Raw genomic sequence first — 26859 nt, 5'->3', positions numbered from 1 at the left:
CATGCCGCATTGCGTCCAGGAGTCGGCGCCAGTCCGCTCTGAAGCGTCGTATCAGGCCGATAACCGACCAAACTAATCAGACCGATATACCCGCAATAAGCAGCGATATTTTTGTTTATAAAAATGGTCCGCAAAGATGGGACCCGCCCAGATTGACTCGACGATCGAACGGATAACAACGACGTTTCGCGCGAGCGCCCCCTTTCGCACAGCCACACCCTTTTGACAAAGATTGGAGAACCCATGAACACAAGCCTCAGCAGCGCGCTGAAGACTACTCTCAAGGCCACCGCATGCGTCGCCGCGCTGGCGGGCGCGTCGTCGGCGTTCGCGCAATCGAGCGTGCAGCTCTACGGCCAGGTCGACGAATGGGTCGGCTCGCAGAAGTTTCCGGGCGGCCAGACCGCGGTGGTCGTGTCGGGCGGTGGTATGTCGACGTCGTACTGGGGCTTCAAGGGGACCGAGGATCTGGGCAACGGCTACAAGGCGATCTTCACGATCGAAGGCTTCTTCCGCGCGCAAACCGGCGAGTACGGCCGCTTCACCGGCGACACGACGTTCTCGCGCAATGCGTACGTCGGCATCGAATCGCCGTACGGCACGGTGACCGCCGGCCGCCTGACGACGCCGCTGTTCGTGTCGACGATCCTGTTCAACCCGTTCGTCGATTCGTACGTGTTCTCGCCGATGGTCTATCACACGTACCTCGGCCTCGGCACCTTCCCGACCTACACGACCGACCAGGGCGTGACCGGCGACTCCGGCTGGAACAACGCGGTGTCGTATGCGACGCCGAACTTCAGCGGTCTGTCGGCGACGGCGATGTACGCGCTCGGCAACACGACCCAGAACGGCGCGAAGAAGTGGAGCGGCCAGGTGCTGTACTTCCACGGGCCGTTCGCGGCGACCGCGGTGTACCAGTACGTGAACTTCAACAACGTGCCGGGCGACCTCGGCAGCTTCGAAACGTCGGGCGTGCCGGGTCTACGCAGCCAGAGCGTCGCGCAGGCGGGCGTGTCGTACGACCTGAAGTTCGTCAAGCTGTACGGCCAGTACATGTACACGTACAACTACCAGCAGGTCACGAGCTGGCACGTCAACACGGGACAGGGCGGCGTCACGGTGCCGTTCGGGCCGGGCACGGTGATGGCGTCGTATGCGTATTCGCGTAACGGCGGCGGTTCGAACCAGACGCGCCAGACGGCGGCGGTCGGCTACGACTATCCGCTATCCAAGCGCACCGATGTCTATGCCGCGTACCTGTATGACCACATCACCGGTCAGTCGAGCGGCAATACATATGGCGCGGGGTTGCGCGCGAAGTTCTGAGCTCGGCCCACGGTGTCACCGCAAAGCCCGCGTTCCGCCCGGAACGCGGGCTTTGTCGTTTTCGGGTGCCGTCGAATACGAGCGTTTGCTGCCGTCCTTTTGATAAACCCGGCAAAATGACGTCGATTGATTCCTGAAGCGAGCGACTGAGATGGACACCCTCGTCAGCATGAAAGTGTTTCGCCACGTGGTCGAAGCCGGCAGTTTCGTCGGCGCGGCGGAGAAGATGGAGATGTCGGCGGCGATGGCGAGCAAGCATGTGATGCGTCTGGAGCAGCAGCTCGGCGCGCGGCTCCTGAACCGCACCACGCGTCGCGTCGCGCCGACCGAGGCAGGCCGCGAGTACTACGAGCGGCTGAGTCAGGCGCTCACCGAGCTCGACGAAGCCGGCCAGGCGGTCGGCGCGGCAAGCGTCGTGCCGCACGGGCGGCTGCGGGTGTCGTCGCTGTCGGCGTTCGGCCTGAATCACGTGATGGCCGCGGTCGCGGACTACGCCGCGCAGTATCCGCAGGTCACCGTCGATATGACACTGTCCGACCGCGTCGTCGAGCTGATCGACGAGGGCTTCGATGTCGCGATCCGCGCGTCGCCGGGCGGGCTCAAGTCATCGTCGCTGATCGCGCGGCAGATCGCGACCGCGCATCTGGTGCTGTGCGCATCGCCCGCCTATCTGCGCAAGCATGGCACGCCGAAGAGCGTCGACGATCTCGCGCGCCACAACTATCTGCAGTACGCGGGCGTATCGGCGCTCGAAGTCGCGACCGGCGACGCGGGCTCGCGTGTGCGCCTGTCGGGCAACCTGATCGTCAATCAGCTCGAGGCCCAGCGCGTGGTCGTGCTGCATGGCGCGGGCATCGCGATGCTCGGTACCGAGGTGATCGGCAGCGATCTCGCCGAAGGGCGGCTCGTGCCGCTGCTCGTCGACCAGGTACCGCCGCGGGAGCTGCCGATCCACGTCGTCTACACGAGCCGACGGCATCTATCGGCCAAGGTGCGCTCGTTCGTCGATTTTCTGGCGGCGCGGTTCGCAAACGAATCGCTGTGGCCGTCGCTCGACGAGATCAAGGCGTTGGCGGTGCGATAGCGTTTCGCGAAGCACCGAGCATACGTCGCCAATCGCCCGCCCCGCGCCCCGGCGCCGTGTTACCCCGTTTCTATATACTGATTGTGAACACCCATCAGTTAAATGATCTGGGGGAGACATGACCGATCTGTCCACGCCGCAGCGTGCCGACAGCCACGAGCTGCCCGCGGGCCGGCGCCTGCGCTTCGTCACCGCCGCCGCGTTGTTCGACGGCCACGACGCGTCGATCAACATCATGCGGCGCATCCTGCAGGCAAGCGGCGTCGAGGTGATCCACCTCGGCCACAACCGCTCCGTCGCCGAAGTCGCGACCGCCGCGCTCAACGAGGACGCCGACGGCGTCGCCGTGTCGAGCTATCAGGGCGGCCACAACGAATACTTCCGCTACCTGGTGGATTTGCTGCGTGCAAGCGGCGGCGAGCGCATCAAGGTGTTCGGCGGCGGCGGCGGCGTGATCGTCCCCGAGGAAATTGCCGCGCTCGAACGCGACGGCGTCGAAAAAATCTACTCGCCGCACGACGGTCAGCGGCTCGGTCTGCAAGGCATGATCGACGACATGATCGCGCGCTGCGTCGAAGGGGCGCGCGCGGCCGACGCGGCGCGGCCGACGCCGGTGCGCGAATGGCTCGCCGAGCTGGCCGGGCGGCCGTTGCCGCGTTGCGGTGAGGCCCATGCCCCGCACGCTGGCACTGCTGCTGGCTCGCACCCCGCCGATCCCGCCGCGCCGATCTTCCGCCGCCTCGCGCAACTGATCAGCGCGTTCGAAACGAACAGCGCCGACGCCGCGGCGCGCGACCAGCTAGCGACGCTCGCCCAAGCGCCACGCATCCCGGTGCTCGGCATCACCGGCACCGGCGGCGCGGGCAAGTCGTCGCTGACCGACGAGCTGATCCACCGCTTCCGGCTCGACTACGGCGACACGCTGAACATCGCCGTGCTCGCGATCGATCCGTCGCGCCGAAAATCCGGCGGCGCGCTGCTCGGCGACCGCATCCGCATGAATGCGATCGGCGATTGGGGCGGCGGCGCCCGCATCTATATGCGCTCGATGGCGACGCGCGAGGCATCGACCGAACTCTCCGATTCGCTACCCGCCGCGCTGATGCTGTGCAAGGTGGCGGGCTTCGATCTGATCGTCGTCGAGACGTCGGGGATCGGTCAGGGCGATGCGGCGATCGTGCCGTTCGTCGACGAATCGCTGTACGTGATGACGCCGGAGTTCGGCGCCGCGAGCCAGCTCGAGAAGATCGACATGCTCGACTTCGCGAGCTTCGTCGCGATCAACAAGTTCGATCGCAAGGGTGCGCAGGATGCGCTGCGCGACGTCGCGAAGCAGGTGCAGCGCAATCGCGGGGACTTCGCGACATCGCCCGACGCGATGCCGGTGTTCGGCACGATCGCGTCGCGCTTCAACGACGACGGCGTGACCGCGCTGTACCGGCGCATCGCTAATGCGCTGCGCACGCATGGCCTGCGCGAGGGCGGCGCACGGCTCGGCGCGACCGAAGGCCTGCGCTTTTCGAGCAACCTGCACGCGATCGTGCCGCCCGCGCGCGTGCGCTATCTGGCCGATATCGCGCAGACGGTACGCGGCTATCGAGCGCGGGCCGACGCGCAGGCGCAAATCGCGCGGGAACGCTGGCAGATCGTCGAGACGCGCCGCATGCTCGGCGAGGCGGGCAGCGACGCCTCGTCGCTCGATGCGCTGATCGACCAACGCGGCGCCGCGCTCGGCGAGCGCGAACGCAAGCTGCTCGACGCGTGGCCGCAAACGGTGGCCGCCTATGCGGGCGACGAACATGTGGTGCGCATCCGCGAGCGCGAAATCCGCACCGCGCTGACGGTCACGACGCTGTCCGGCTCCGAAATCCGCAAAGTGTCGCTGCCGAAATTCGTCGATCACGGCGAGATCCTGCGCTGGCTGATGCTCGACAATCTGCCCGGCTATTTCCCATTCACCGCTGGCGTGTTTCCGTTTCGTCGCGAAAACGAGGACCCGACGCGCATGTTCGCGGGCGAGGGCGATCCGCAGCGCACGAATCGTCGCTTCAGGCTGCTGTCGGAAGGCATGCCGGCCAAACGGCTATCCACCGCGTTCGACTCGGTGACGCTTTACGGTGAGGAGCCGCACGAGCGCCCGGACATCTACGGCAAGGTCGGCAATTCGGGTGTGTCGGTCGCGACGCTCGACGACATGAAGACGCTGTATGACGGCTTCGATCTGTGCTCGCCGGATACGTCGGTCTCGATGACGATCAACGGCCCCGCGCCGACGATCCTCGCGATGTTCTTCAACGTCGCGATCGAGCAGCGGATCGCGCTGGGCGAGCAACAGCAAGGCCGCCCGTTGACCGAAGCCGAACTCGCCGCAACGCGCCGCGCCGCGCTCGAAAACGTGCGCGGCACCGTGCAGGCCGACATCCTGAAAGAAGACCAGGGGCAGAACACCTGCATCTTCTCGACCGAATTCAGCCTGAAGGTGATGGGCGACATCCAGGCGTATTTCGTCGAACACGGCGTGCGCAATTTCTATTCGGTGTCGATTTCCGGCTATCACATCGCCGAGGCCGGCGCGAACCCCATCTCGCAGCTCGCGTACACGCTCGCGAACGGCTTCACCTACGTCGAGGCGTATCTCGCACGCGGCATGTCGATCGACGACTTCGCGCCGAATCTGTCGTTCTTCTTCTCGAACGGCATGGACCCGGAGTACACGGTGCTCGGCCGCGTCGCGCGACGCATCTGGGCGGTCGCGATGCGCGAGCGCTATGGCGCGAACGAGCGTAGTCAGAAGCTCAAGTATCACGTGCAGACGTCGGGCCGCAGCCTGCACGCGCAGGAGATCGATTTCAACGACATCCGCACGACGCTGCAGGCGCTGATCGCGATCTACGACAACTGCAACTCGCTGCACACCAATGCGTTCGACGAAGCGATCACGACGCCGACCGAGGAATCGGTGCGCCGCGCAGTTGCGATCCAGCTGATCATCAATCGCGAATGGGGGCTCGCGAAGAACCAGAATCCGAATCAGGGCAGCTTCGTGATCGACGAATTGACCGATCTGGTCGAGGAAGCGGTGCTAGCCGAATTCGAGCGGCTGACAGAGCGCGGCGGCGTGCTCGGCGCGATGGAAACCGGCTATCAGCGCGGGCGGATTCAGGACGAGTCGATGCTATACGAGCATCGCAAGCATGACGGCTCGTATCCGATCGTTGGCGTCAATACGTTCCTGAGCGCGCATCCGCATGAAGCGCCGCGGCCGCTGGTGCTCGCGCGTTCCACCGACGCGGAGAAGCAGAGTCAGCTGCGGCGGTTGCGCAACTTCCAGGCGCGCCACCGCGACGCCGCGCCCGAGGCGCTCGAACGCCTGAAGCGCGCGGTGATCGACGACGGCAACGTGTTCGCGGTGCTGATGGACGTGGTGCGCGTGTGTTCGCTCGGGCAGATCACCCACGCGCTGTTCGAGGTAGGCGGGCAGTATCGGCGGAATATGTAGGCCGCGAGCGGGCGGCCCGGCCCGGCCCGCCCCGTTCTTCACCTCAGCGCGCGATGCCGAGCCGCGCCTTCGCGTCGTTGTATTCCTTCTTCAGACGCCGCACGAGTTCGGCGACGTCCGGCACGTCGTCCATCAGGCCGACGCCCTGGCCCGCGCCCCAGATGTCCTTCCACGCCTTCGCCTTGTCGCCGCCGAAGTTCATCTTGGTCTTGTCCGATTCGGGCAGCGCGTCGGGATCGAGCCCCGCGTTCGCAATGCTCTCGCGGATGTAGTTGCCGTGCACGCCGGTGAACAGGTTCGTGTAGATGATGTCCGACGCCTTCGCGTTGATGATCGCCTGCTTGTAGCTGTCGACCGCGTGCGCTTCTTTGGTGGCGATGAAGCGTGTGCCCATGTACGCGAGGTCCGCGCCCATCGCCTGCGCGGCGAGAATCGAGCCGCCGTTCGCGATCGAGCCCGACAGCACGATCGGGCCGTCGAAAATGCGCCGCACCTCGCCGACCAGCGCGAACGGCGAGGTGGTGCCCGCGTGGCCGCCCGCGCCCGATGCGACCAGAATCAGCCCGTCGACGCCGGCTTCCAGCGCTTTCTGCGCATGACGCAGATTGATCACGTCGTGCAGCACGATGCCGCCGTAGCTATGCACCGCATCGACGATCTCGCGTGCCGGCGCGCGCAGGCTGGTGATGAAGATCGGCACCTTGTGCTCGACGCAGACGCGCACGTCGTGCTCGAGCCGCGCATTCGACTGATGAACGATCTGATTGACCGCGATCGGGCCGATCACCGCATCCGGGTTCGCGGCCTTGTGCCCGGCGAGTTGCGCCTGGATCTGCGTCAGCCATTCGTCGAGCAGCTCGGCCGGGCGCGCGTTGAGGGCAGGGAACGAGCCGACGATACCGGCCTTGCACTGCGCCAGCACGAGTTCGGGATAGCTGACGATGAACATCGGCGAAGCGACGACGGGTAGCGCGAGGTTTTGCAGAACGGCGGGCAATGCCATGGTGCGAGTCTCCAGGTTGGGCCAACCGGTGCGACGTGCGCCCGGCAAATAGATGAATGAGTTTAGCGGCACACGGCTTGCGGCGTGTTGACCGGCGAATGCGTGTGGCAATCGAACGAAACCGGCATGCCGAAGTCGCGCCAAACATTTAAGAACGGTCGTTCGATTATAGGCGAAGTGGGCGACCCGCGCGCGGTAGGCCCGTTTGGAACGGTTCGAAGGAGTATTCAGGTTCCATGTCTGCGTGGGATATCCCACCTCGCACGGACCTGTTGGCCTTCTACAATGCACGGACCTCAAACGATCATCGAGACGTCATGGCCTTCGAAAATTTCACGTCTTTTCGCGTCGCCGTGGGCGATGTCGACATTTTCGGAGTGAAGGGCGGCGCCGGGCCGCCTCTGCTTCTGCTGCACGGCCATCCGCAATCGCATCTGATCTGGGAACGCTGCGCCGCGCCGCTCGCGCAGCACTTCACGGTGATCGCAACCGATCTGCGCGGCTATGGCGCGTCGGGCAAACCGCCGAGCGATGCCGCGCACGCACCGTATTCGAAACGCGTGATGGCCGCCGACCAGGTCGCGGTGATGCGCCACTTCGGCTTCGAGCGCTTCCTCGTCTGCGCGCACGATCGCGGCGCGCGCGTCGCGCACCGGATGGCGCTCGATCACGCCGACGCGGTCGAGCGTTTGATGCTGCTCGATATCGCGCCGACACTCGCGATGTACGAAGCCACCGACCGCGCGTTCGCAACGCACTACTTCCACTGGTTCTTCCTGATCCAGCCCGAGCCGCTGCCCGAAACGTTGATCGGCGCAAATCCGGCCGCCTATGTCGACGCGGTGATGGGCGGACGTCACGCGGGTCTCGCACCGTTCGATCCCGCCGCGCTCGACGCGTATCGGGCGGCGCTCGCGCAACCGGGTGCGGTGCACGCGATGTGCGAGGACTATCGCGCGTCGGCGAGCATCGACCTCGAACATGATCGCGCCGATATCGAGCGCGGCAACAAGATCGGCTGTCCGCTGCGGGTGCTGTGGGGCGACAAGGGCGTGATCGAAAAATGCTTCGATGCGCTCGACGAATGGCGGCATGTCGCGCGCGACGTGAGCGGCCGCGCGCTATCGTGCGGGCACTATCTGCCCGAGGAAGCGCCGGACGAACTGGTCGCCGAGATGCTGTCGTTTTTCGAGGCGCTCGAACAATAAGCGCCGGGCTGCTTCGCGCGACCTTCGTTTGACCTGCGATGGACCTTCGTTAGCCGAGCGGCGGCAGCCGTCGCGCGACCGGCGTCGACTTGACGATCGCCGTGCTGGTCTCCGCGCGCTCGGTCACTTTCGACAGGATCTCGTCGAGCTGCTCGATCGAATGCAGGTACAGGCGACAGATGAAACAGTCGTCGCCGGTCACCTTGTCGCATTCGACGAACTCCGGAATGCGCCGGATCACTTCCTCCACCAGATGCAGCTGCCCGGGCAGCGGCTTCACGCGCACTACCGCCTGCAGCGTGAAGCCGAGCGCGCGCGGATCGATCTGCACGGTGAAGCGCTCGATCACGCCCTGCGCTTCGAGCCGCAGCACGCGTTCGGCCGTGCTGGGCGCCGATAAGCCGACGACGCGCGCGAGTTCGCTGACCGGCTGGCGCGCGTCCTGCGCGAGCGCGGCGAGCAGTGTGCGGTCGGTGTCGTCGAGTGCGACCGGCGTGATCGATGCAAGGCGTTTGCTCATGATGGCCTTCGTTTATGAGGTGAAAATGCGGTAACGCTTAAGTCTAGCCATGTATTCGCGCGGGTGGATTAATTACACTGCCAGTTATGCAGGCACAATCCGGGATCGAATCATGGCTTCAAACAAGGCTTCCGTCACGACCTCGAGCAGTTCGCCCAGCGACATCCGCCGTGGCGCGGCGCAGATGAGCGTCGCGATGCTGATGTCGGGCACGATCGGCTGGCTTGTCGTGTCGTCGCAGCAAAGCCCCTTCAACGTGGTGTTTTTCCGCTGCATTTTCGGCGGCGCGACGCTCGCGCTCGTGTGCGCCGTACTCGGCCTGTTCCGCCGCGAGCTGTTTTCGTGGAAGATGCTCGGCCTCGCGTTGCTCGGCGGCGCGGCGATCGTCGTGAATTGGGTATTGCTGTTCGCCGCGTATTCACGCGCGTCGATCTCAATGGCGACGGCCGTCTACAACACGCAGCCGTTCATGTTGGTCGGACTCGGCGCGCTGGTGTTTCGCGAGCGCATCAGCGCATCGACGATCGCGTGGCTCGTGGTCGCGTTCGTCGGGCTCGTGTTCGTCGTGAAGGTCGAGCCGGCCGTGCTCGCGGTGCCGGGGCAGTATCTGGTCGGCGTCGCGTATGCGGTCGGCGCGGCGGCGATGTACGCGGTGTCGTCGATCATCACGAAGCGGCTGAAGGGCACGCCGCCGCATCTGCTCGCGCTGATCCAGGTATCGCTCGGCGTGCTGTTGCTCGCGCCGTTCGTACGCTTCGACGCGTTGCCGGCAAACGGCGCGCAATGGCTCGAACTGATCGTGCTCGGCGTCGTCCATACCGGGCTCATGTACGTGCTGCTATATGGCGCGATCCAGAAGCTGCCGACGTCGATGACGGGCGCGTTGTCGTTCATCTATCCGGTGGTCGCGATCATCGTCGACCGGCTCGCGTTCGGACAGACGCTCGCATGGATTCAGGTACTCGGCGCCGCGCTGATTCTGCTGGCGGCGGCGGGCGTCAATCTCGGGTGGCGGATCGTGCCGCAGAGAAAGCGCTTATCGTCCACGTGATGCCGATTCGACATTCAATCGGATATTGCTACGGATCCCGGAATAACGCGCAAGCGTTCAAGCGCCTAACGCCGTTTGATGACAGATCATGTATGCATTCGTAAAACGTGGCGTCAAATTTCTGTAGGGAAATCACCGATGCGATGCAAAAACCCACACGCGTATCATCGACAGCGACGCTGATCACGTCCAACAGATGTTCCGCCGCTCGCTTCGTCGAGCGGTTTTCTTTTTGGGAGCACGGTTTTGCGTTCCGGTGCGCTTTTCCACCGCGCCGGTCGAACCGGTCACATCACAGTTCAACGCCGCGCGAGAATGCGTGTGCCGTCCACTTCGAGCGGTCCATCGTTCGCCGCGAGCTCCTCGATCATTCCCTTCAGCAACGCGGGCCATTCGCCGCGCGGCTTCAGCATCGACGCGGCGGCGCGCATCACGGCCGCGTCGTCGAGCATGCGCAGCAGCGTGTCCACACTCATCTCGCGGACTTCGAGCAGCTTGAATACGATCAGCACTTTCAGCGCATTCTTTGCGTTGCGCGCGGGCTCGGCGCGCAACCAGGCGACGCGCGACATCGCGCGTTCGAGCGCCGGTTCGACCTGCGTGAACGGCGCGCCGTGGCCTGGGATGACGACGCGCACGTCGAGCGTTGCGATCAGATCGAGCACGGCTTGCTGCTCGGCGAAGCCGCTTTCGCCTTCGAGTTCGGGAAAGATCACGCCGAAGCCGTTTTCCCACAGCGCATCCGCGCTGATCAGCAAGCGTTCGTCCGCGCAATAGAGCATCAGCGAATGCGGATCGTGGCCCGGCGCGCCGAGCACCTGCCAGTCGAGCGCGCCCAGCCGCAAACGTGCGCCGGGTGCCAGCGTGCCGGTGAAGCCGAAGCGCTCGCAGGTTTGACCAGTCGCGCGAAAGCTGAGGCGCGTTTCGTCCCAGCCGCGCACGGCATCGGCTTCGGATGACGGAATCAGCGTGCGGCACGACCACGTAGCCTGCAGCAGCGCGTTGCCGCCGCAGTGATCCGAATGCAGATGCGTGTTGATGATCAGATCGAGCGGCCGCGTGCGCAACGCATTGCGTACCAGCGCGACCGTTTGCGATGCGTGCGTCGCATAGCCGGTATCGACCAGCGCGGCGCATGTGTCGTCGATGAGCAGCACGTTGTTCGACGACAGCCAGCCGCGTTCGAAAACCCGGATCGATGCGGGCAGCGCGATCATGGCGTGGCCGTGCTCGCGTGCGCGTTTGCGACTGCGTCGGGCTTCGGCATCACGAGGATCGTCGAGGTACCCGTCAACATCAGCTCGCCGCGCTGATTGACCACCGAACCTTCGAGATAGGTCAGATCGCCGTTCAGGCTCGGCTTCCAGTGAGCGTCGCGCACACGCCACGTGATCGTCAGCGTGTCGTGCGCCTGCACTGCCTTCTTCAGCTTGATATCGAATTCGAGGCCGAGCGGTTGCGCGTAAGTAGAGAAATGCGTGGCGAGCAGCGCCATGAAATACGCGGTGGGTTGCGTGCCCGACGCGATCAAGCCTCCAAAGCGGCTTTGCGCGGCATACGCTTCATCGTGATGCAACGGGTTCAGATCGACGACGAGCGTCGCGAACGATTTGATCGAATCCACCGACAACTCGAGCGTCGAACTGAACGTCTCACCGGGCGTCACGATGCGCGGCGCGGCGTTCATTGCTTCTCCTTCGTCGTCGATGTCGTGCGCAGCGCCATTAACGTCGCGTGGCGCACTTCGATCGCGTCCCACACCGCGCGCTTCGCGTCGTTGTCGAGCGTCGACCAGCCGGCGATTTCGTCGATCGTGCGCAGGCATCCTTCGCACCAGCCGGTCGATGCATCCATCCTGCACACGCTGATGCACGGCGACGGCACGCAACCGCCGTCGTCCCTGTCGTCGTAATCGTTGCCGCTCGCCATCGTGTTCAGGCCGGCTCGCGCAACGCGACATCGACGACCGGCGCGCCTGTGAGCGAGATCAGCTCATGCGCGGTCAGATTGAACACTGCGTGCGGATGACCGGCGGCCGCCCACAGGCTCTCCAGTTCGAGCAGATCCGCATCGATCAACGTGACCGGCTCGGTCGCGTGACCGACCGGGCACACGCCACCGATCGCATAGCCGGTTTTTTCGCGCACGAACTTCGCGTCCGCGCGGCCGATCTCGCCGACCTGCTCGGCCACTTTCTTTTCGTCGACACGATTCGCGCCGCTCGCGATCACGAGCACCGGCGCGTCGTCTTCGCGGCGCCGGAACAGGATCGACTTCGCGATCTGCGCGACCGAGCAGCCGAGTCCGGCGGCCGCTTCGGCGGAAGTCTTGCCGGTTTCCGGCAGCATCACGATTCGCCCTGCGTGACCGCGTTCGCGCAGCAGCAGCGCGACGCGGCGTGCCGAGTCGGGCAGCGCGGCGAGATCGTCGGAGTCGAAGGACGCGAGGTCGTTCATTGTTTGGGACCCTGAATGAAAATGGATGCTGCGGTTATACGCAGGTGTTTGCTTCGCTGCGCGCCTTCGCGAGCAGCGCTTTGCCGGCGCGCGACACGTTGGACCGGCCGATCGCGTTCGAAATGAAGTCACCGATTTCGACCACTTGCGCGAGGTCGATACCGGTCTCGATGCCGAGGCCGTTCATCAGATACAGCACGTCTTCGGTCGCGACGTTGCCGGTCGCGCCCTTCGCATACGGGCAACCGCCGAGCCCCGCGACCGATGCATGAAAAATCTCGACGCCTTCGAGCAGCGCCGCGTAGATGTTCGCGAGCGCCTGGCCATAGGTGTCGTGGAAGTGTCCCGACAGATGCTCGCGCGGAAACACGTCGGTCACGGCCTCGAACACTTCGCGGGTGCGCTTCGGCGTGCCGACGCCGATCGTGTCGGCGATATCGATCTCGTCGCAGCCGAGCGCCGCGAAGCGCTTGACGACGTCGACGACCGACGCGACCGGCACTTCGCCCTGGTACGGACAGCCGAGCGCGCACGACACGCTGCCGCGAATCCGCAGCTTATGTTGTTTCGCCGCCGCGGCGACTGGCGCGAATCGCTCGATGCTCTCCGCGATGCTGCAGTTGATGTTCTTCTGCGAGAACGCCTCGCTCGCCGCGCCGAAGATGACGATCTCGTCGGCGCGCGCGGCGAGCGCGCCTTCGAAACCGCGCAGGTTCGGCGTCAGCACCGAGTAAATCGTGCCGTCGCGGCGCTCGATGCCGGCCATCACGTCGGCGCCGTCGGCCATCTGCGGCACCCATTTCGGCGACACGAACGACGCTGCCTCGACGTTGCGGAAGCCCGCCGCCGACAGACGGTTGATCAGCTCGATCTTGGTCGCGGTCGGCACGAATTCCTTCTCGTTCTGCAGCCCGTCGCGCGGACCCACTTCGACGATTTTCACTTGCTTCGGTAAGGCCATGATGTGTCTCCGATCCGATGCGGTTTGATCGCTGTCCCATCCGGGATGGGTGCTACCGCGTTGCTGCAATTCAAGTCAGCCCGCACGCCTGCGACGCGTGCGGGCGCGGGTTTCACTCAGTAGCCACGTTCCAGTTGCACTGCGCCGCTCACCTGCTCGCCGCGCATCATCGCGCCGATCTTGTCCGCGACCTGCGCGACGCTGTCCTCGCGCAACGTCAGCGCCGACGTGTGCGGCGTGATCGTGACACGCGGCTCGCGCCAGAAAGGATGATCGGCGGGCAGCGGTTCCTCGCGGAACACGTCGAGCGTCGCGGCGGCGAGCTGGCCGCTCGCGAGCGCAGCGAGCAGATCCGCTTCGACGAGATGCGCGCCGCGCGCGACGTTGATCAGATATGCGCCGCGCGCGAGCTTCGCGAAGACTCGCGCATTCAGCACGCTTTCCGTGTCGGGTGTATGCGGCAGCAGATTGACGAGCACCTTCGCGCCGTCGAGGAAGCTATCGAATTGCGCGTCGCCGGCGAACGTCGCGATGCCATCGATCTGCTTCTCGCCGCGAGTAAAGCCGCGCACCGGCAGGCCGAACGAAGCGAGCGTTTGCGCGACCTGCGTGCCGAGCACGCCGAGCCCGAGCACACCCACCGTGAACGTTGCGCGCGGATGCGGCTCGAGCACTTTCCAGCGGCGCTCGCCTTGCAGCACCTGATATTCGTCGAAGCGGCGCAGATAGCGCAGCACCGCATGCGTCACGTACTCGGCCATCTGCGCGCCCATGCCGGTATCTTCGAGGCGAATCAACGGCACCTCGGGCGGCAACGTGCCCGGATGCGCGCGTTCGAGCGCGAGAATCGCATCGACGCCAGCGCCGAGATTGAAGATCGCGCGCAGCGTATTGCGTCCGGCCAGCATCTCGCGCGGCGGACGCCAGACCACCGCGAAATCGGCTGGGCCGGTATCGCCGGGCTTCCATTCGCGCAGCTCGGCGGCGGGCAGAGCGCGCGCAAAGTCGTGCAGCCACGCGGCGGCTTCGGTGTGCGGTGCGTAGAAGAGTATTTTCATGCGGTCCGGAATGCGTCGGCGTCGATGTGGGCATGAGCGGGACGGACCCGGAGCGCGCGACGGCAATCGGACGACGCGTGCGGCATCGGGTCTCCTCCCGGTATGAACAGGCTTCATTCTACTTTTTCGACGCAAATCGCGCGCGTTTGCGCACGGACGTGCGCTTCGAGATGCATGCCGTGGTGGGCGTCGAGTTCGCGCGTACCCGCGCATTTCTTCGTTTGTCCGATAACCAAAGCACAAAAACCTGGTTCATCGATGCGCGACCGAGCGGGACAATGATTGCCTGGATTCCTTGCGCAGCGAGGCACGCACATGCTTTCATGCACGCGACCGATCGCGACAATTCCTAATTTGACGCAAGTTGTATATTGATTAGGTTTCTAGAATTGGTGATCAAAGCTTCGCCATGAAAAACACCCCGAAGATTGGATCAACGTCCGACTTTCGGGGTGAATTTCGCCACTATGCGGCGACGCAGACCATTGGTTCGCGCACGCAGCGCATGCGGCTCAGCGGTTCCGCGACTCAATTCGCCACGCCGTGATCCCCATGCCCATGCGCACACCCATGCTCGCCCCCACTCTGCTCGACCGGCATCTGCTGCGCAGCCTCAGCGCGAATCCCCAGGCGCGCGAGCAGCTTGCGATCCGCTTCCGCCTGCGGGTTGCTCGTGGTCAGCAACTGATCGCCGTAGAAAATCGAATTCGCGCCTGCGAGGAAGCACATTGCCTGCAACGACTCATCCATCTGCTCGCGGCCGGCTGACAGACGCACCATCGCGCGCGGCATCGTGATGCGCGCAATCGCGATCGTGCGCACGAATTCGAACGGATCGATCGCTTCGGTCCCGGTCAGCGGCGTGCCTTGCACCTGCACCAGATTGTTGATCGGCACCGATTCCGGATACGGCTCCATGTTCGCGAGCTGCGCGATCAGCCCCGCGCGTTCGCGGCGCGATTCGCCCATACCGACGATGCCGCCGCAGCACACGTTGATGCCCGCGTCGCGCACGCGTTCGAGCGTGTCGAGGCGATCCTGGTACGTGCGCGTCGAAATGATCTGGCCGTAGAACTCCGGCGACGTATCGAGATTGTGGTTGTAGTAGTCGAGGCCCGCATCGCGCAGCGCCTGTGCCTGGTGCGTTTCGAGCATGCCGAGCGTCACGCAGGTTTCGAGGCCCATCGCCTTCACGCCGCGGATCATGTCCTTGATCGGCTCCAGGTGGCGGTCCTTCGGATTGCGCCACGCGGCGCCCATGCAGAAGCGCGTTGCGCCGTTCTGCTTTGCGACCTGCGCGGCGGCCAGCACTTCGTCGACCGGCATCAGCTTGTCGGCGACGAGACCCGTGTCGTGATGCACCGATTGCGGACAGTATGCGCAATCCTCTTCGCAGCCGCCGGTCTTGATCGACAGCAGCGTCGACAGTTGCACCGCATTGGCGTCGAAATGCTCGCGATGCGTTTGCTGCGCGCGAAACAGCAGGTCGTTGAACGGCAGTTCGTACAACGCGACGATATCGGCGACGCGCCAACGCGCGAGCGGCTTCGCTTCAGTAGCGGCTGCGGTCGGATTGCTGTTGGCGGCGCTCGCTTCGGCGGTGCCCGCTGCGATATTCAGTTGTGTCATGTGATCGATCCTCGTAAACGGATGAATTTGGGTTCGGCGCTGCGGGGCAGCGCTATGCCGCGCGCAATTGGCGCAGCGTTTGCAGAAGCCGTCGAATGTCGAGCTGTTGCGCTGCAAGCTCCGGCGACGGCGGGCTGATATGCGGCACGACGCCGAGCAACGGCGCGTCGTACGCTTGCGCGAAATGCACGCGAATCGACGCGATGTTTTCGTCGGGAAACGTCATGTCCGGGTCGATGCGATTCGCGACCCAGCCCGCGAGCGTTAGACCGCGCGCGGCAATCGCTTCGGCAGTCAGCAGCGCGTGGCTGATGCAGCCGAGCCGCATGCCGACCACCAGCACCACCGGCAGCTTCAGCGCGACGGCGAGATCGGCGGTGTCCTGCGTCGCGGTCAACGGCACACGAAAGCCGCCGACACCTTCGACAACGACCACCTCGGCGAGCTTCAACGCCTCGCGATGGCACGCGACGATGTGCTCGAGATCGAACGAGACGTTTTCCAGCGCCGCCGCGATGTGCGGCGCGGCCGGTTCCTTCAGCAGATACGGCGTGCGCATGGCGGGCGACAGCAGCACGCTCGACGCGGCATCGAGCTGATCCGCGTCCTCGTTGTGCAGCACGCCGTTCACTTCGAACGCGCCCGCCGCGATCGGCTTCATCGCTGCTGCCTGCAGGCCTTCGCGCACGAAGCCGCGCAATAGCGCCGACGACACGAAGGTCTTGCCGATTTCCGTATCGGTGCCGGTGACGAACAGCGACAGCGCGCCGTCATCGTTAATCATGTTGCTCATGCCGCGCGCGCTCCGACCTGTTGCAGGCCGGCCTCGAGCCGGTCGAGATCCGCGTGCGAGTGCGCGGCCGACAGCGAGATGCGCAGACGCGACGTGCCGGTCGGCACGGTCGGCGGACGGATCGCGGGCACCCACAGCCCCGCGCGATCGAGCGACGCGGCGATGTCGAGCGTCGCATCGTTCGCGCCGATGATCAGCGGTTGCACGGCCGTATGCGAATCGACGGGCAGCCACGGCGTCGCCTTCAGCATCGCGCGCGTGCGTTCGATCAGTTGCTGGAGATGCGCGCGGCGCGCATCGCCCTCCACGCCGCCGATGATGCGCAGACTCGCCGACACCGCATGCGCGGCTGCCGGCACCGACGCGGTCGTGAAGATATACGGACGCGCGCGCTGCACGAGCCATTCGATCACGGTCGCATGGGCGACGACGAACGCGCCGGAGACACCCGGCGCCTTGCCGAGCGTGCCGATCGAGATCAGATGCGGCGAGCGCAGCGCGGCCTGCGCAATCGCGCCACGGCCTTGCGGACCGAGCACGCCGAAGCCGTGCGCATCGTCGACGATCAGCCATGCGCCGTGCCGCTCGGCGAGTTCGAGCAAACGCGGCAGCGGCGCGATGTCGCCGTCCATGCTGAACACCGTGTCGGACACGATCACCTTGACGTCCGCCTCCGACGCTTCGAGCATCGCGCTCAATGCATCCACGTCGCAGTGCGGATAGATCTGCACATCCGCGCGCGACAGCCGCGCGCCGTCGATCAGCGAAGCGTGATTGAGCGCATCGGAGAACAGCGTCGTGCCGCGGCCCGCGAGCGCGGTCAGCGTCGCGAGATTCGCCATATAGCCGGTGCTGAAATACAACGCGCGGGCATCGTCGAGAAAGCCGCCGGCAAATTCGGCGAGATCGTCTTCGAGTTGCGCATGCGCACGCGAATGACCGCCGAGCAGATGCGAGCCGCCGCTGCCCGCGCCATACAGGCGCGCGCCCTCGGCGATCGCGTCGATCAATTGCGGATGCGCGGCAAGACCCAGATAGTCGTTGCTCGCGAAGCCGATGATTTCACGGCCGTCGACCGTCATGTGCGCGGCGCATGGTGTGTCGGCGGTGCGCCGGCGTCGGCGCAGGCCGCGCGCGTCGATTTCCTTCAGGCCTTCGGCGAGTGTGTCGAGCAGGTGCATCAGCGTGCCTCCGCGAGCGTGGCGTCGAAGGTGTCGCGCGTGCGCGTGGCGAGCAGCGCGAGTTCTTCGTCGTCGAGGATGTACGGCGGCATCAGGTACACGGTGGTGCCGATCGGGCGCAACAACAGCTCGCGTTGCAGCGCGTTTTCGAAGAAGCGGCGCGAGAACGTTTTGGCTTGCTGAGGATCGTCGATCATTGCGTCGAACGCGAAGATCGTGCCGCGCTGACGCAGATTGCGCACCTGCGCGTGCTCGACGAGCGGCGCGAGCGCGGCCGCGAGGGTCGCCGATTTGCGTGCGTTGGCGGCGAGCACGTCGTCGCTCGTGAACAGATCGAGCGTCGCGAGCGCGGCGCGGCACGCGAGCGGATTGCCGGTGTACGAGTGCGAGTGCAGGAAGCCGCGCGCGGTGTCGTCGTGATAGAAGGCCGCGAAGATCTCGTCGCGCGACAGCACGATCGACAGCGGCAGATAGCCGCCGCTGATGCCTTTGGACAGACACAGGAAGTCCGGCCACACGCCCGCCTGTTCGCACGCGAAGAACGTGCCGGTGCGGCCGCAGCCGACTGCGATTTCGTCGGCGATCAGATGCACGCCGTACCGGTCGCACAACGCGCGCAATCCGGCGACGTACGACGCGTCGTGCATCGCCATGCCGGCCGCGCATTGCACGAGCGGCTCGACGATCAGTGCGGCGATGCGGTTCGCGCGCGCCTCGAACAGCGCGCGCACATGGTCGAGCGCGCGGCGCGCGACGTCGGCGGCGGTTTCGCCCGCTTGCGCGAGCCGCGCATCGGGCGAGGCGACGACGTGGGCGTGACGAATCAGCGGATCGTACGCGTCCTTGAACAGCGCGACGTCGGTCACGCCGAGCGCGCCGATCGTCTCGCCGTGGTAGCTGTTGGCGATGCAGACGAATTCCTGCTTGTCGGCGTAGCCCCGGTTGCGCCAGCTGTGAAAGCTCATCTTCAGCGCGATCTCGACCGCCGACGCGCCATCCGACGCGAAGAACGCGTGGCCGAGCGTGTTGCCGGTCAACGCGTGCAGACGTTCCGCGAGTTCGACGGCGGGCTCGTGCGTGCAGCCGGCGAGCATCGCGTGTTCGAGCGTATCGAGCTGATCTTTCAGCGCCGCGTTGATGCGCGGGTTCGCATGACCGAACAGATTGACCCACCACGAACTGATCGCGTCGAGATAGCGATGACCGGCGCGATCGTACAGCCACGCGCCTTGACCGCGCGCGACGGGGATCAGCGGCAGACGTTCGTGGTGCTTCATCTGCGTGCACGGATGCCACACCGCGCGCAGGCTGCGGGCGACCCAATCTTCAGGGGCGACCGGGGGGACTGCTGACTTTTCCAAAGAGGTACTCCAGGGTGCTTTTTTGCCACGCACGCAAGCCTCGGCGAGTGCGCGGGGTCGAGATTAGCGGTTTATTTGGTCGCGCGCATCAACCGCGAAATGCTCGTTTTTCGCGCTGGCGTCGAGGTTTAGCATCGTTCGATGCAGCTCGTTCGATTTCGTGAGGGAAGCTCGCCAATCGACGGAGATAGCGACGTCAAAGTAATGGGCTGTTACTGGCCAGAATTGGGGTGACGAGGTATTTTTTGCGGGGGAACGGAGCGCAAAAGAAAAAGCCCGCCGATACGGCGGGCTTGCGGCACATCAGAATCAGGCGCGATTCACGGCTCGACTCACGCCTCTATTCGTACTTCACTCCCGGCTCGCGATCGCTTTCCGGCCATTGGCATCGGCATCGCTTGCATCCGCCGTCTGCGAGTTCTGATCGCCCCACACGACCGCGTTATCGACCGCATACAACCGGCACGGAGCGGAGCTCTGCTTCTGGCAATTCTTCACCGCCACCGACATCGGATCGTCGCCGCCCTCGGCCCACGACCACGCGCCCGAATCCGACACCGCGAACGCGCGGCTCGGATACTGATGCAGGAAGTTGCGATAGCCATTGCGGCCCTCGTTGTCGAGGTACGGCACCGAGTCGACCGCGTCGAGCGCGGCGAATCCGGTTGCCTTCGGCGCGGCCGGATCGGCGACGTGATACTGCACGGCAGTCGGCATACCGGCGCGAGCGAGGAACGCTTCGACGGCCGGCCACCATACGTGCACGCCGTCGCGGTCGCCGACCAGCCGATGCGCGTCGTTCTTGTAGTGGCCGAAGTCGACCATCTTCGCGCTGGCGCCATGTGCGCCGTACGCGGCATACATGCCCGCGACGAGCGGCGCGTTCCACACCGAATCGTTATCGCCATAGAGCCACAGCGACGGCACCGCAGTCTTCTCGCCGTACGCGCCGAATGCGCGCGTCAGATTGCCTTGCCAGTCTTCGCAGGCGTCCTGGCGCAGCCCGCCCGAGAAATTGATCAGCGCGCGCACGCCGGGCGCCGCTTCGGTGCCGTATGCGATCGTCGCAAGACCGCCATGCGAGGTGCCGGCCACCGCGATGTGCGTCGCGTCGACATAAGGTTGCTTCGACATGTAATCGATCGTCGCTGCGACGTCGCCGGCCTGGCCAAGGCCGTTGCGCTCGACGTCGCAGCCGTCCTGCTCGTACACGCCGTCCGAGCGACCGAAGCCCTGGCGGTTCGGCGCGACGACCACGTAGCCGCGGCGCACGAATTCGCGCGCGAACGGCAGCGGGTCGCTGCGTTCCTGCGTGCGCGGGTCGCCCGGAATCTTGCCGTGGTTGAAGACGATCATCGGGAACGGGCCGGGCCCGTCCGGCTTGTAGATCGTGGTTTCAAGCGTGACCGTGCCGGTGGCGTCGACCGGCACGCGGATGATCTTTTCGTTCAGGTGAGCGGTGGGCAGGTAGACGTCGTCGTCCAGCGCGAGGCGCGGCACGCGGGCGCGCGACAGCGGTCCCTGGATGTCGCTCGACGGCGTCGCGTCGTGTGCGGAAAGGGACGAGTAGGCGAGCGGATCGGCATGCGCGATCGTGACAGCACACGTGGCCGCGGCGCAGATCGCCGCACACTTCGTCAGAACCTTGCTCAACACCATTGACGCACCTGCTTTAAAGACGTGTCCTGAACTCCGTGCTGTCCGGTTGCGCAAAACGCGGCTGACATTCAGCTTTCGTTCGCGATTTCGACACAAACAGACTCACTCGCGAGCGTTGCGGGAAGCGCACGCTCGCAAATTGAGATTGCACGGGATGAACCCAACGGCCGACGCGACCCCACGCGTCGAGGATGAACGTCACTTGATGCTGTCGGAGTCCGCGCGGCTCGCGTTCGATCAGCGGCCGGTCAGCCTTCCTTTGCATGTTGCGGAGCCGGTATGACCCGCTCTCGCAATGTGACGTCATGAAACTACGGACTCATCCTGGCACGACAATTTTGTTTTGTGCAATCAAGGAGAACCCGCGACGAAAAAATTGCTGCATGTGCGAACGAGGCTTCAAAGCCTTGCCGGGCAAGGGCCGGGGACATATGGCGGGAAGCGGCGAGTAAATATCGTGTAAGTGCTGTGGTGCGAGACCAACGAAGAAGCCCGCGTGAAAGGAACGAAAAAAGGCCTATGCAAAGGCCTTTATAAAGTTTGTCGAGGGCAAGTGAAAGACACGAGAAAGCTTCGGCGTGTAATGCAGCGATTACTTAATCGGCGCGTGCTCTTCATTTACTCATTGACGGCGCCATCGACATAACGCCAGCGGCCATCATCGCCGCGCACGAATCGACTCGATTCATGCAACCGATAAGCACGTCCCCCCACTTTGTAGCGGGCGATGAATTCGACGGTCGCGCGATCGGCATCGCTTTCGGCGAAGCCTTTGATCTGCAGTCCGAGCCAACGGGGCGCGTCGGGCGCGGTGGGATCGACGTCGAGATCGGCGGGGCAGGTGCTGGGGTCCCACGTCGCGCGCAGGTAGTCGGTTGCACCGAGCACGTACGCGCTATAGCGCGAGCGCATCAGTTCGAGCGCGCGCGGCGCCGCTTCGCCGCCGTCGATATAGCGGCCGCAGCATTGCGCGAAACGCGGGGCTTTGGTCGCGGTGCCCCCGCGTGCGTCGGGCGCGGCGCCGCCGCACGGACAGTCGACAGGTCTTTGCAGTGACAATAATGGCTTGTTCATTGAAATTTCAGTTGAGCCCGCGAGCGATCAGGATCTTCTGGATGTCGCTCGTGCCTTCGTAGATCTGGCACACGCGCACGTCGCGGTAAATCCGCTCGACCGGGAAGTCGCTCAGATAACCGTAGCCGCCGTGAGTCTGCAAGGCGGCCGAGCAGATGCGCTCGGCCGCTTCGGAGGCGAACAGCTTTGCCATCGCGGCTTCGGTCAGACACGGCTGGCCCGCGTCCTTCAGCGATGCCGCGTGCCAGATCAATTGACGCGCGGCTTCGAGTTGGGTCGCCATGTCGGCAAGACGGAACTGCACCGCCTGGTGCGAGAACAGCGGCTCGCCGAAGCTCTCGCGTTCTTTTGCGTAAGTCAGCGCCGCCTCGAACGCGGCGCGTGCCATGCCGACGCTTTGCGCGGCGATACCAATGCGCCCGCCTTCGAGACCCGACAACGCGATCCGGTAGCCTTCGCCTTGCGCGCCGATCCGGTTCGCGGCCGGCACGCGACACGCCTCGAATACGATTTGCGCGGTATCCGACGAATGCTGGCCGAGCTTGTCTTCGACTCGTGCGACCACGTAGCCCGGCGTGCCGGTGGGCACGATGAACGCGCTGATGCCGCGCTTGCCAGCGGCCTTGTCGGTGACGGCCATCACGATCGCGACGTCGCCGTTCTTGCCGCTCGTGATGAACTGTTTGACGCCATTCAGCACGTACGCGTCGCCGTCGCGTGTCGCGGTGGTGCGCAGCGCCGACGCATCCGAGCCCGCTTGCGGCTCGGTCAGGCAGAACGCGCCGAGCATCTCGCCGCGCGCGAGCGGCGTCAACCAGTCGCGCTTCTGCGCGTCGTTGCCATAAGTGAGCAGGATGCTGCACACGGGGCAGTTGTTCACCGAGATCGCGGTCGACGTGCCGCCGTCGCCGGCCGCGATTTCTTCGAGGATCAACGCGAGCGCGAGCGCGTCCATGCCGGCGCCGCCATACGCTTCGGGCACCAGCACGCCATAAGCACCGAGCTCGGCGAGCTGCCGGTGCACGTCGCGCGGGAAGGTGCGCTCGCGGTCCCATTGCGCCGCGTACGGCGTGATCTCTTCGCGCACGAAGGTGCGCAGCGCGTCGCGCACCATCAGGTGATCCTGATCAAGCACCATGAGCGTGTCTCCGGTCCCATGCAACGTAGTTGTCTACCAGTCGAGCTGCGTGCCGTCGTGCTGAAAGAAGCGGCCGTGGAACGCGTCGCGCGATGCCGCCGCCTGCGCCAGCACCTCGCGCATGCCCGCCACGCTGCGCGCGGGATCGAGCGCGGCCTGCGCGCCGCCCATGTCGGTGCGCACCCAGCCGGGATGCAGCGACACGCAGGTCGCGCGCTGCGCGTCGAGCGACGCGAGCTTCAGCACGGCGTTCAGCGCCGCCTTGCTCGCGCGATACAGCCAGCCGGTCGTGCCGCTTGCATCGGCGATGCTGCCCATGCGACTCGAAATCACCGCGAGCACGCCGTCCGTTTCCTCGACGAGCGGCAGCAGGATTGGCAGCAGCTGCATCGGCCCGCGCACGTTCGTGTGCATCACGTGATCGAAGTCCTCGGCGGTGATCGTTTCGATGCCTTCGGTGCGCGGGCCGTACACGCCCGACACCAGGATCGCGGCATCGAGCCGTTCGCCGTCGAGCTTCCAGCCGAGCGCCGCGATGTCTTCGGGCGCGGTGACGTCGAGCGCGAAGGTTTCGGCGCCGAGTTCGTTGAGCGCGTCGAGCGCGGCGCCGTCGCGCGCGGTCGCGAGCACGCGCCAGCCGCTGTTTCTGTACTGCCGGACGAATTCCTGGCCGATGCCACGCGATGCACCGACGATCAACACTGTTTTCATCGTATTCCTCGAAGATTTTGTGGATGCGTCAGATCAGTTCGACACCCATCGCGGTCGCCTCGCCGCCGCCGATACACAGCGTCGCGACACCGCGCTTCAGACCGCGATTCTTCAGCGCGCCGATCAGCGTGACGAGAATGCGCGCGCCCGAGGCGCCGATCGGATGGCCTAACGCGCACGCGCCGCCGTTCACGTTGACCTTGTTGTGCGGTAAATCGTGCTCTTTCATCGCGGCCATCGTGACGACCGCGAACGCTTCGTTGATCTCGTACAGATCGACGTCGCCGGCGCGCCAGCCGTTCCTCCCAAGCAGCTTGCGGATCGCGCCGACCGGCGCGGTGGTGAACTTCGCGGGCGCCTGCGCGAACGTCGAATGACCGACGACGCGCGCGAGCGGCGCCACGCCGAGCCGTTTCGCGGTCGACTCGCGCATCATCACGAGCGCGGCTGCGCCGTCCGAGATCGACGACGAGTTCGCCGCCGTCACGGTGCCGGTCTTGCTGAACGCGGGCTTCAGCGTGGGGATCTTGTCGAGGTTGGCCTTGAACGGCTGCTCGTCGCGCGCGATCGTGACGTCACCCTTTCGGCCCGCTACGGTGACCGGCGCGATTTCCCAGTCGAACGAGCCGTCCTCGTTCGCGCGCTTCGCGCGGTTCAGCGACTCGACCGCGAACGCGTCCTGCGCCTCGCGCGTGAAGTCGAACGACGCCGCACACTCCTCGGCGAACGTGCCCATCAGACGGCCTTTGTCGTAGGCGTCTTCGAGGCCGTCGTAGAACATGTGGTCGAGCACCTGGCCGTGGCCCATGCGCATGCCGCCGCGCGCCTTCGGCAGCAGATAGGGTGCGTTCGTCATGCTCTCCATGCCGCCCGCGACGATCACGTCGAGCGAGCCCGCGGCCAGCATGTCGTGCGCGAACATCGCCGCGCGCATGCCGGAGCCGCACATCTTGTTGACCGTCGTGCAGCCGGTGGCGAGCGGCAGACCCGCACCGAGCGCGGCCTGGCGCGCGGGCGCCTGGCCGAGGCCGGCGGGCAGCACGCAACCGATCACCGCCTCGTCGATCTGCTCGGGCTTCAGACCCGCTCGTTCTACGGCCGCCTTGATCGCGACCGCGCCGAGTTGCGGCGCGCTCAGCGACGCGAAGTCGCCCTGAAAGCCGGCCATCGGCGTGCGCGCCGCGCTGACGATTACGATTGGATCGGCGTTGATACCACTGTGGTTTGCGTCACTCATGTTCGAGCTCCTTGGTCATAGCTTGGATGGCTACCGCCGCGCGTTGCCTGATGCGAACCCTCGTGGGATTCATCAAGCCACGCGCACATTTGGCTCGTCCGCCTGCGCATCGGGCGCTCCGGCGAACCGCTCCGGATAACGCACGCAAAAGCGCACGCTCCGGTCGTACGGGAAAAAATCGGGCAGTTCGCCCTTTAGCAGAGAATCCTTGTATCGCTGCCACAGCTCGGGCTCGAAGAAATCCGCGTGATGCCGCATGAACGAGCGCCGCACGCGTGGATCGCCGAGCAGGAAAGTGCCGTACGTCTCCGGGAAAATATCGTGCGGGCCTACCGCGTACCACGGCTCGTCCGACATTTCGTCTTCCTCGTTGCGCGGCGCCGGCACCGCACGCACGTTGCAGTCGGTCAGGTATTCGATCTCGTCGTAGTCGTAGAACACGACGCGGCCATGTCGCGTGACGCCGAAGTTCTTGTAGAGCATGTCGCCGGGGAAGATGTTCGCCTGGATCAGCTCCTTCACCGCGTCGCCGTATTCCTTGATGCCGTGCTCGACGTCGTCGTCGTTACCGTTCTGCAGGAACAGATTGAGCGGCACCATGCGTCGCTCGAGGTACAGATGGCGAATCACGAGGTTGTCGCCGTCGTACTCGATCAGCGACGGCACTTCCTTTTCGAGTTCGCGCAACAGCGTTTCGTCGAGCCGCGCGAGCGGCAGCGCGACGCTCGAATATTCGAGCGTGTCGGCCATCCGGCCGAGCCGGTCATGACGTTTGACGAGCAGATACTTCTGCTGGATCTGCGCGCGCGTGGTTTCCTTCGGCGGCGGAAAGTTGTCCTTGATCAGCTTGAACACGTAGGGGAACGACGGCAACGTGAACACCAGCATCACGAGCCCCTTGATGCCGGGCGCGACGATGAAGCGGTCGCTCGAATGCTTCAGGTGATGCAGCAGATCGCGATAGAACAGATTCTTGCCCTGCTTCTGCAGACCCACCGACGTATAGATTTCCGCCTTCGGCTTGCCCGGCATGACCGTGCGCAGAAACTCGACATACGCGGACGGCACTTCCATGTCGACCAGAAAATACGAGTGCGAGAAGCTGAAGATGATCAGCAACTGCTCGCGCTTGAGCAGCACGGTGTCGAGCGCGAGCACGCCCGGTTTCACGTGACGCAGCGGCACCGCGAACGGCAGCAGCGCCTCGCCGTTGATGATGCGCCCGACGATATATGCAGCCTTGTTGCGATAAAACAGCGACGACAACACGTGAATCTGGAAGTTCGGCGCTTCGTCGAACACGCCGAACGCTTCGTGAATCGACTGCATCACGCAGGCGACGTCGCGCGTCAGATCCTCGAACGGCGGATCGAGCTGGAAGTTCGTGACGACCCGTTCGAGCGTTGCGGCAAGTCCATCAGTACCGGGGTAATACGCGCGGTAGGTCGGCTTCGCGGCCGGTTCGTCGTTCTCGATGTATTCGGTCGAGATCGCCGGGCGTACGAAAATGAAATCGTTGTTGAAGTACGAGCGATGCAGAATCTTGCAGGAAACCGAATTAAAGAAGGTTTCCGCGCATTCCGGCTGACGGTGCGTGGTCAGGAGGCCGATGTAGTGCAGCTTGATCTGCTGCCACACTTCGCTGTCGATGTTTTCCGCGTCGTACTCGTCTTCGAGCAACTGCACGCATTCCTGCACGCGATCGTCGTACGACGTGATGCGGTCGCGCGCGAGCTTTTGCAGGCCGTGCCAGTCGCCGGCTTCGAACAGCGTTTTCGCGTGGATCGCCGCGTCGCGAAAGATCCGGTAGTGACGGTCGAACCCTTCGAGCATCGTCTGCGCGACGTCGAAACCGATTTGCGACGATAACAGCTTGGGGAAGTGATTCATCACGCGCGCTCCGCAAA

Annotated in this window: 23 protein-coding genes; 5 read left to right on the top strand and 18 right to left on the bottom strand. The window is 64.9% G+C overall.

Features of this window, described 5'->3' with window-relative positions:
- The first annotated feature begins 243 nt into the window (after window positions 1-243).
- The 3 genes from F6X40_RS14920 to icmF all read left to right on the top strand — a co-directional run bounded on the left by F6X40_RS14920 (window position 244) and on the right by icmF (window position 5912).
- Entirely contained in the window at window positions 244-1329 is a 1086-nt protein-coding gene (locus tag F6X40_RS14920; RefSeq protein ID WP_187628353.1) for a porin, read from the top strand.
- A gap of 151 nt (window positions 1330-1480) precedes the next feature.
- Window positions 1481-2413 carry a LysR family transcriptional regulator gene (locus tag F6X40_RS14915; RefSeq protein ID WP_187628352.1) on the top strand — a complete coding sequence of 311 codons (933 nt, stop codon included), beginning with the start codon at window positions 1481-1483 and terminating at the stop codon, window positions 2411-2413.
- 118 nt (window positions 2414-2531) lie between these two features.
- Complete coding sequence (gene icmF, locus F6X40_RS14910; protein ID WP_187628351.1) at window positions 2532-5912, top strand: fused isobutyryl-CoA mutase/GTPase IcmF; 3381 nt, start codon at window positions 2532-2534, stop codon at window positions 5910-5912.
- A 43-nt stretch (window positions 5913-5955) separates the two neighbouring features.
- On the opposite strand, the gene F6X40_RS14905 is transcribed toward icmF, so the two are convergent.
- Window positions 5956-6915, bottom strand: a complete 960-nt coding sequence (locus F6X40_RS14905) for an NAD(P)H-dependent flavin oxidoreductase (RefSeq protein WP_184051266.1) — start codon at window positions 6913-6915, stop codon at window positions 5956-5958.
- A 317-nt stretch (window positions 6916-7232) separates the two neighbouring features.
- Here F6X40_RS14905 and F6X40_RS14900 point away from each other — a divergent pair, with 317 nt between their 5' ends.
- Window positions 7233-8123, top strand: coding sequence for an alpha/beta fold hydrolase (locus tag F6X40_RS14900; RefSeq protein WP_187628350.1), 891 nt, complete (start codon window positions 7233-7235; stop codon window positions 8121-8123).
- 49 nt (window positions 8124-8172) lie between these two features.
- Here F6X40_RS14900 and F6X40_RS14895 read toward each other — a convergent pair whose 3' ends face one another.
- Window positions 8173-8643: an Lrp/AsnC family transcriptional regulator gene (locus tag F6X40_RS14895; protein ID WP_187628349.1), complete on the bottom strand. Its 471-nt coding sequence runs from the start codon at window positions 8641-8643 to the stop codon at window positions 8173-8175.
- Window positions 8644-8755: 112 nt separating this feature from the next.
- Between F6X40_RS14895 and F6X40_RS14890 the strand changes: the two genes are divergently transcribed.
- Entirely contained in the window at window positions 8756-9694 is a 939-nt protein-coding gene (locus F6X40_RS14890; RefSeq protein ID WP_187628348.1) for a DMT family transporter, read from the top strand.
- A gap of 299 nt (window positions 9695-9993) precedes the next feature.
- On the opposite strand, the gene F6X40_RS14885 is transcribed toward F6X40_RS14890, so the two are convergent.
- The 16 genes from F6X40_RS14885 to aceK form a co-directional block, all read right to left on the bottom strand.
- Window positions 9994-10911 carry an MBL fold metallo-hydrolase gene (locus F6X40_RS14885; RefSeq protein ID WP_187628347.1) on the bottom strand — a complete coding sequence of 306 codons (918 nt, stop codon included), beginning with the start codon at window positions 10909-10911 and terminating at the stop codon, window positions 9994-9996.
- Window positions 10908-11381, bottom strand: a complete 474-nt coding sequence (locus F6X40_RS14880; RefSeq protein WP_187612558.1) for a MaoC family dehydratase — start codon at window positions 11379-11381, stop codon at window positions 10908-10910. Before F6X40_RS14880 ends, F6X40_RS14885 begins: the two co-directional genes overlap by 4 nt.
- Complete coding sequence (locus F6X40_RS14875) at window positions 11378-11623, bottom strand: DUF1289 domain-containing protein (RefSeq protein WP_090802758.1); 246 nt, start codon at window positions 11621-11623, stop codon at window positions 11378-11380. The genes F6X40_RS14880 and F6X40_RS14875 overlap by 4 nt, the downstream gene beginning before the upstream one ends.
- Window positions 11624-11628: 5 nt before the next feature.
- Window positions 11629-12150, bottom strand: a complete 522-nt coding sequence (locus F6X40_RS14870) for a YbaK/EbsC family protein (RefSeq protein ID WP_187628346.1) — start codon at window positions 12148-12150, stop codon at window positions 11629-11631.
- 34 nt (window positions 12151-12184) lie between these two features.
- On the bottom strand, window positions 12185-13111 hold the full coding sequence (locus F6X40_RS14865) for a hydroxymethylglutaryl-CoA lyase (RefSeq protein WP_187628345.1): 927 nt from the start codon (window positions 13109-13111) through the stop codon (window positions 12185-12187).
- Between the two features lie 116 nt (window positions 13112-13227).
- Window positions 13228-14169 (bottom strand): 2-hydroxyacid dehydrogenase, encoded by a 942-nt coding sequence (locus tag F6X40_RS14860; protein ID WP_184062666.1) that lies wholly within the window; start codon window positions 14167-14169, stop codon window positions 13228-13230.
- Window positions 14170-14697: 528 nt separating this feature from the next.
- The gene (gene bioB / locus F6X40_RS14855) at window positions 14698-15798 is read right to left on the bottom strand and encodes a biotin synthase BioB (protein ID WP_187628344.1); all 1101 of its coding nucleotides are present in this window, start codon (window positions 15796-15798) and stop codon (window positions 14698-14700) included.
- A gap of 52 nt (window positions 15799-15850) precedes the next feature.
- Window positions 15851-16591: a dethiobiotin synthase gene (gene bioD, locus F6X40_RS14850; RefSeq protein WP_187628343.1), complete on the bottom strand. Its 741-nt coding sequence runs from the start codon at window positions 16589-16591 to the stop codon at window positions 15851-15853.
- A complete protein-coding gene (bioF, locus tag F6X40_RS14845; protein ID WP_187628342.1) occupies window positions 16588-17772 on the bottom strand; it encodes an 8-amino-7-oxononanoate synthase in 1185 nt (394 codons plus the stop codon). The genes bioD and bioF overlap by 4 nt, the downstream gene beginning before the upstream one ends.
- A complete protein-coding gene (bioA, locus tag F6X40_RS14840; RefSeq protein WP_184068678.1) occupies window positions 17772-19133 on the bottom strand; it encodes an adenosylmethionine--8-amino-7-oxononanoate transaminase in 1362 nt (453 codons plus the stop codon). The genes bioF and bioA overlap by 1 nt, the downstream gene beginning before the upstream one ends.
- 351 nt (window positions 19134-19484) lie before the next feature.
- Complete coding sequence (locus F6X40_RS14835; protein ID WP_187628341.1) at window positions 19485-20792, bottom strand: dienelactone hydrolase family protein; 1308 nt, start codon at window positions 20790-20792, stop codon at window positions 19485-19487.
- A 618-nt stretch (window positions 20793-21410) separates the two neighbouring features.
- The gene (locus tag F6X40_RS14830) at window positions 21411-21866 is read right to left on the bottom strand and encodes a YchJ family protein (protein ID WP_187628340.1); all 456 of its coding nucleotides are present in this window, start codon (window positions 21864-21866) and stop codon (window positions 21411-21413) included.
- A gap of 7 nt (window positions 21867-21873) precedes the next feature.
- Window positions 21874-23004 (bottom strand): acyl-CoA dehydrogenase family protein, encoded by a 1131-nt coding sequence (locus F6X40_RS14825; RefSeq protein WP_187628339.1) that lies wholly within the window; start codon window positions 23002-23004, stop codon window positions 21874-21876.
- 33 nt (window positions 23005-23037) lie between these two features.
- The gene (locus F6X40_RS14820) at window positions 23038-23715 is read right to left on the bottom strand and encodes an SDR family oxidoreductase (protein ID WP_187628338.1); all 678 of its coding nucleotides are present in this window, start codon (window positions 23713-23715) and stop codon (window positions 23038-23040) included.
- 28 nt (window positions 23716-23743) lie between these two features.
- A complete protein-coding gene (locus F6X40_RS14815) occupies window positions 23744-24952 on the bottom strand; it encodes an acetyl-CoA C-acetyltransferase (RefSeq protein ID WP_187628337.1) in 1209 nt (402 codons plus the stop codon).
- 72 nt (window positions 24953-25024) lie between these two features.
- Window positions 25025-26842 (bottom strand): bifunctional isocitrate dehydrogenase kinase/phosphatase, encoded by a 1818-nt coding sequence (gene aceK, locus F6X40_RS14810; protein WP_187628336.1) that lies wholly within the window; start codon window positions 26840-26842, stop codon window positions 25025-25027.
- Between the last annotated feature and the right edge of the window lie 17 nt (window positions 26843-26859).

The sequence above is a fragment of the Paraburkholderia sp. UCT31 genome (assembly GCF_014397655.1).
Classification (GTDB): domain Bacteria; phylum Pseudomonadota; class Gammaproteobacteria; order Burkholderiales; family Burkholderiaceae; genus Paraburkholderia; species Paraburkholderia tuberum.
The sequence above is the reverse complement of the archived record's forward strand: the minus strand, read 5'-3'. Positions and strand labels throughout refer to the sequence as shown.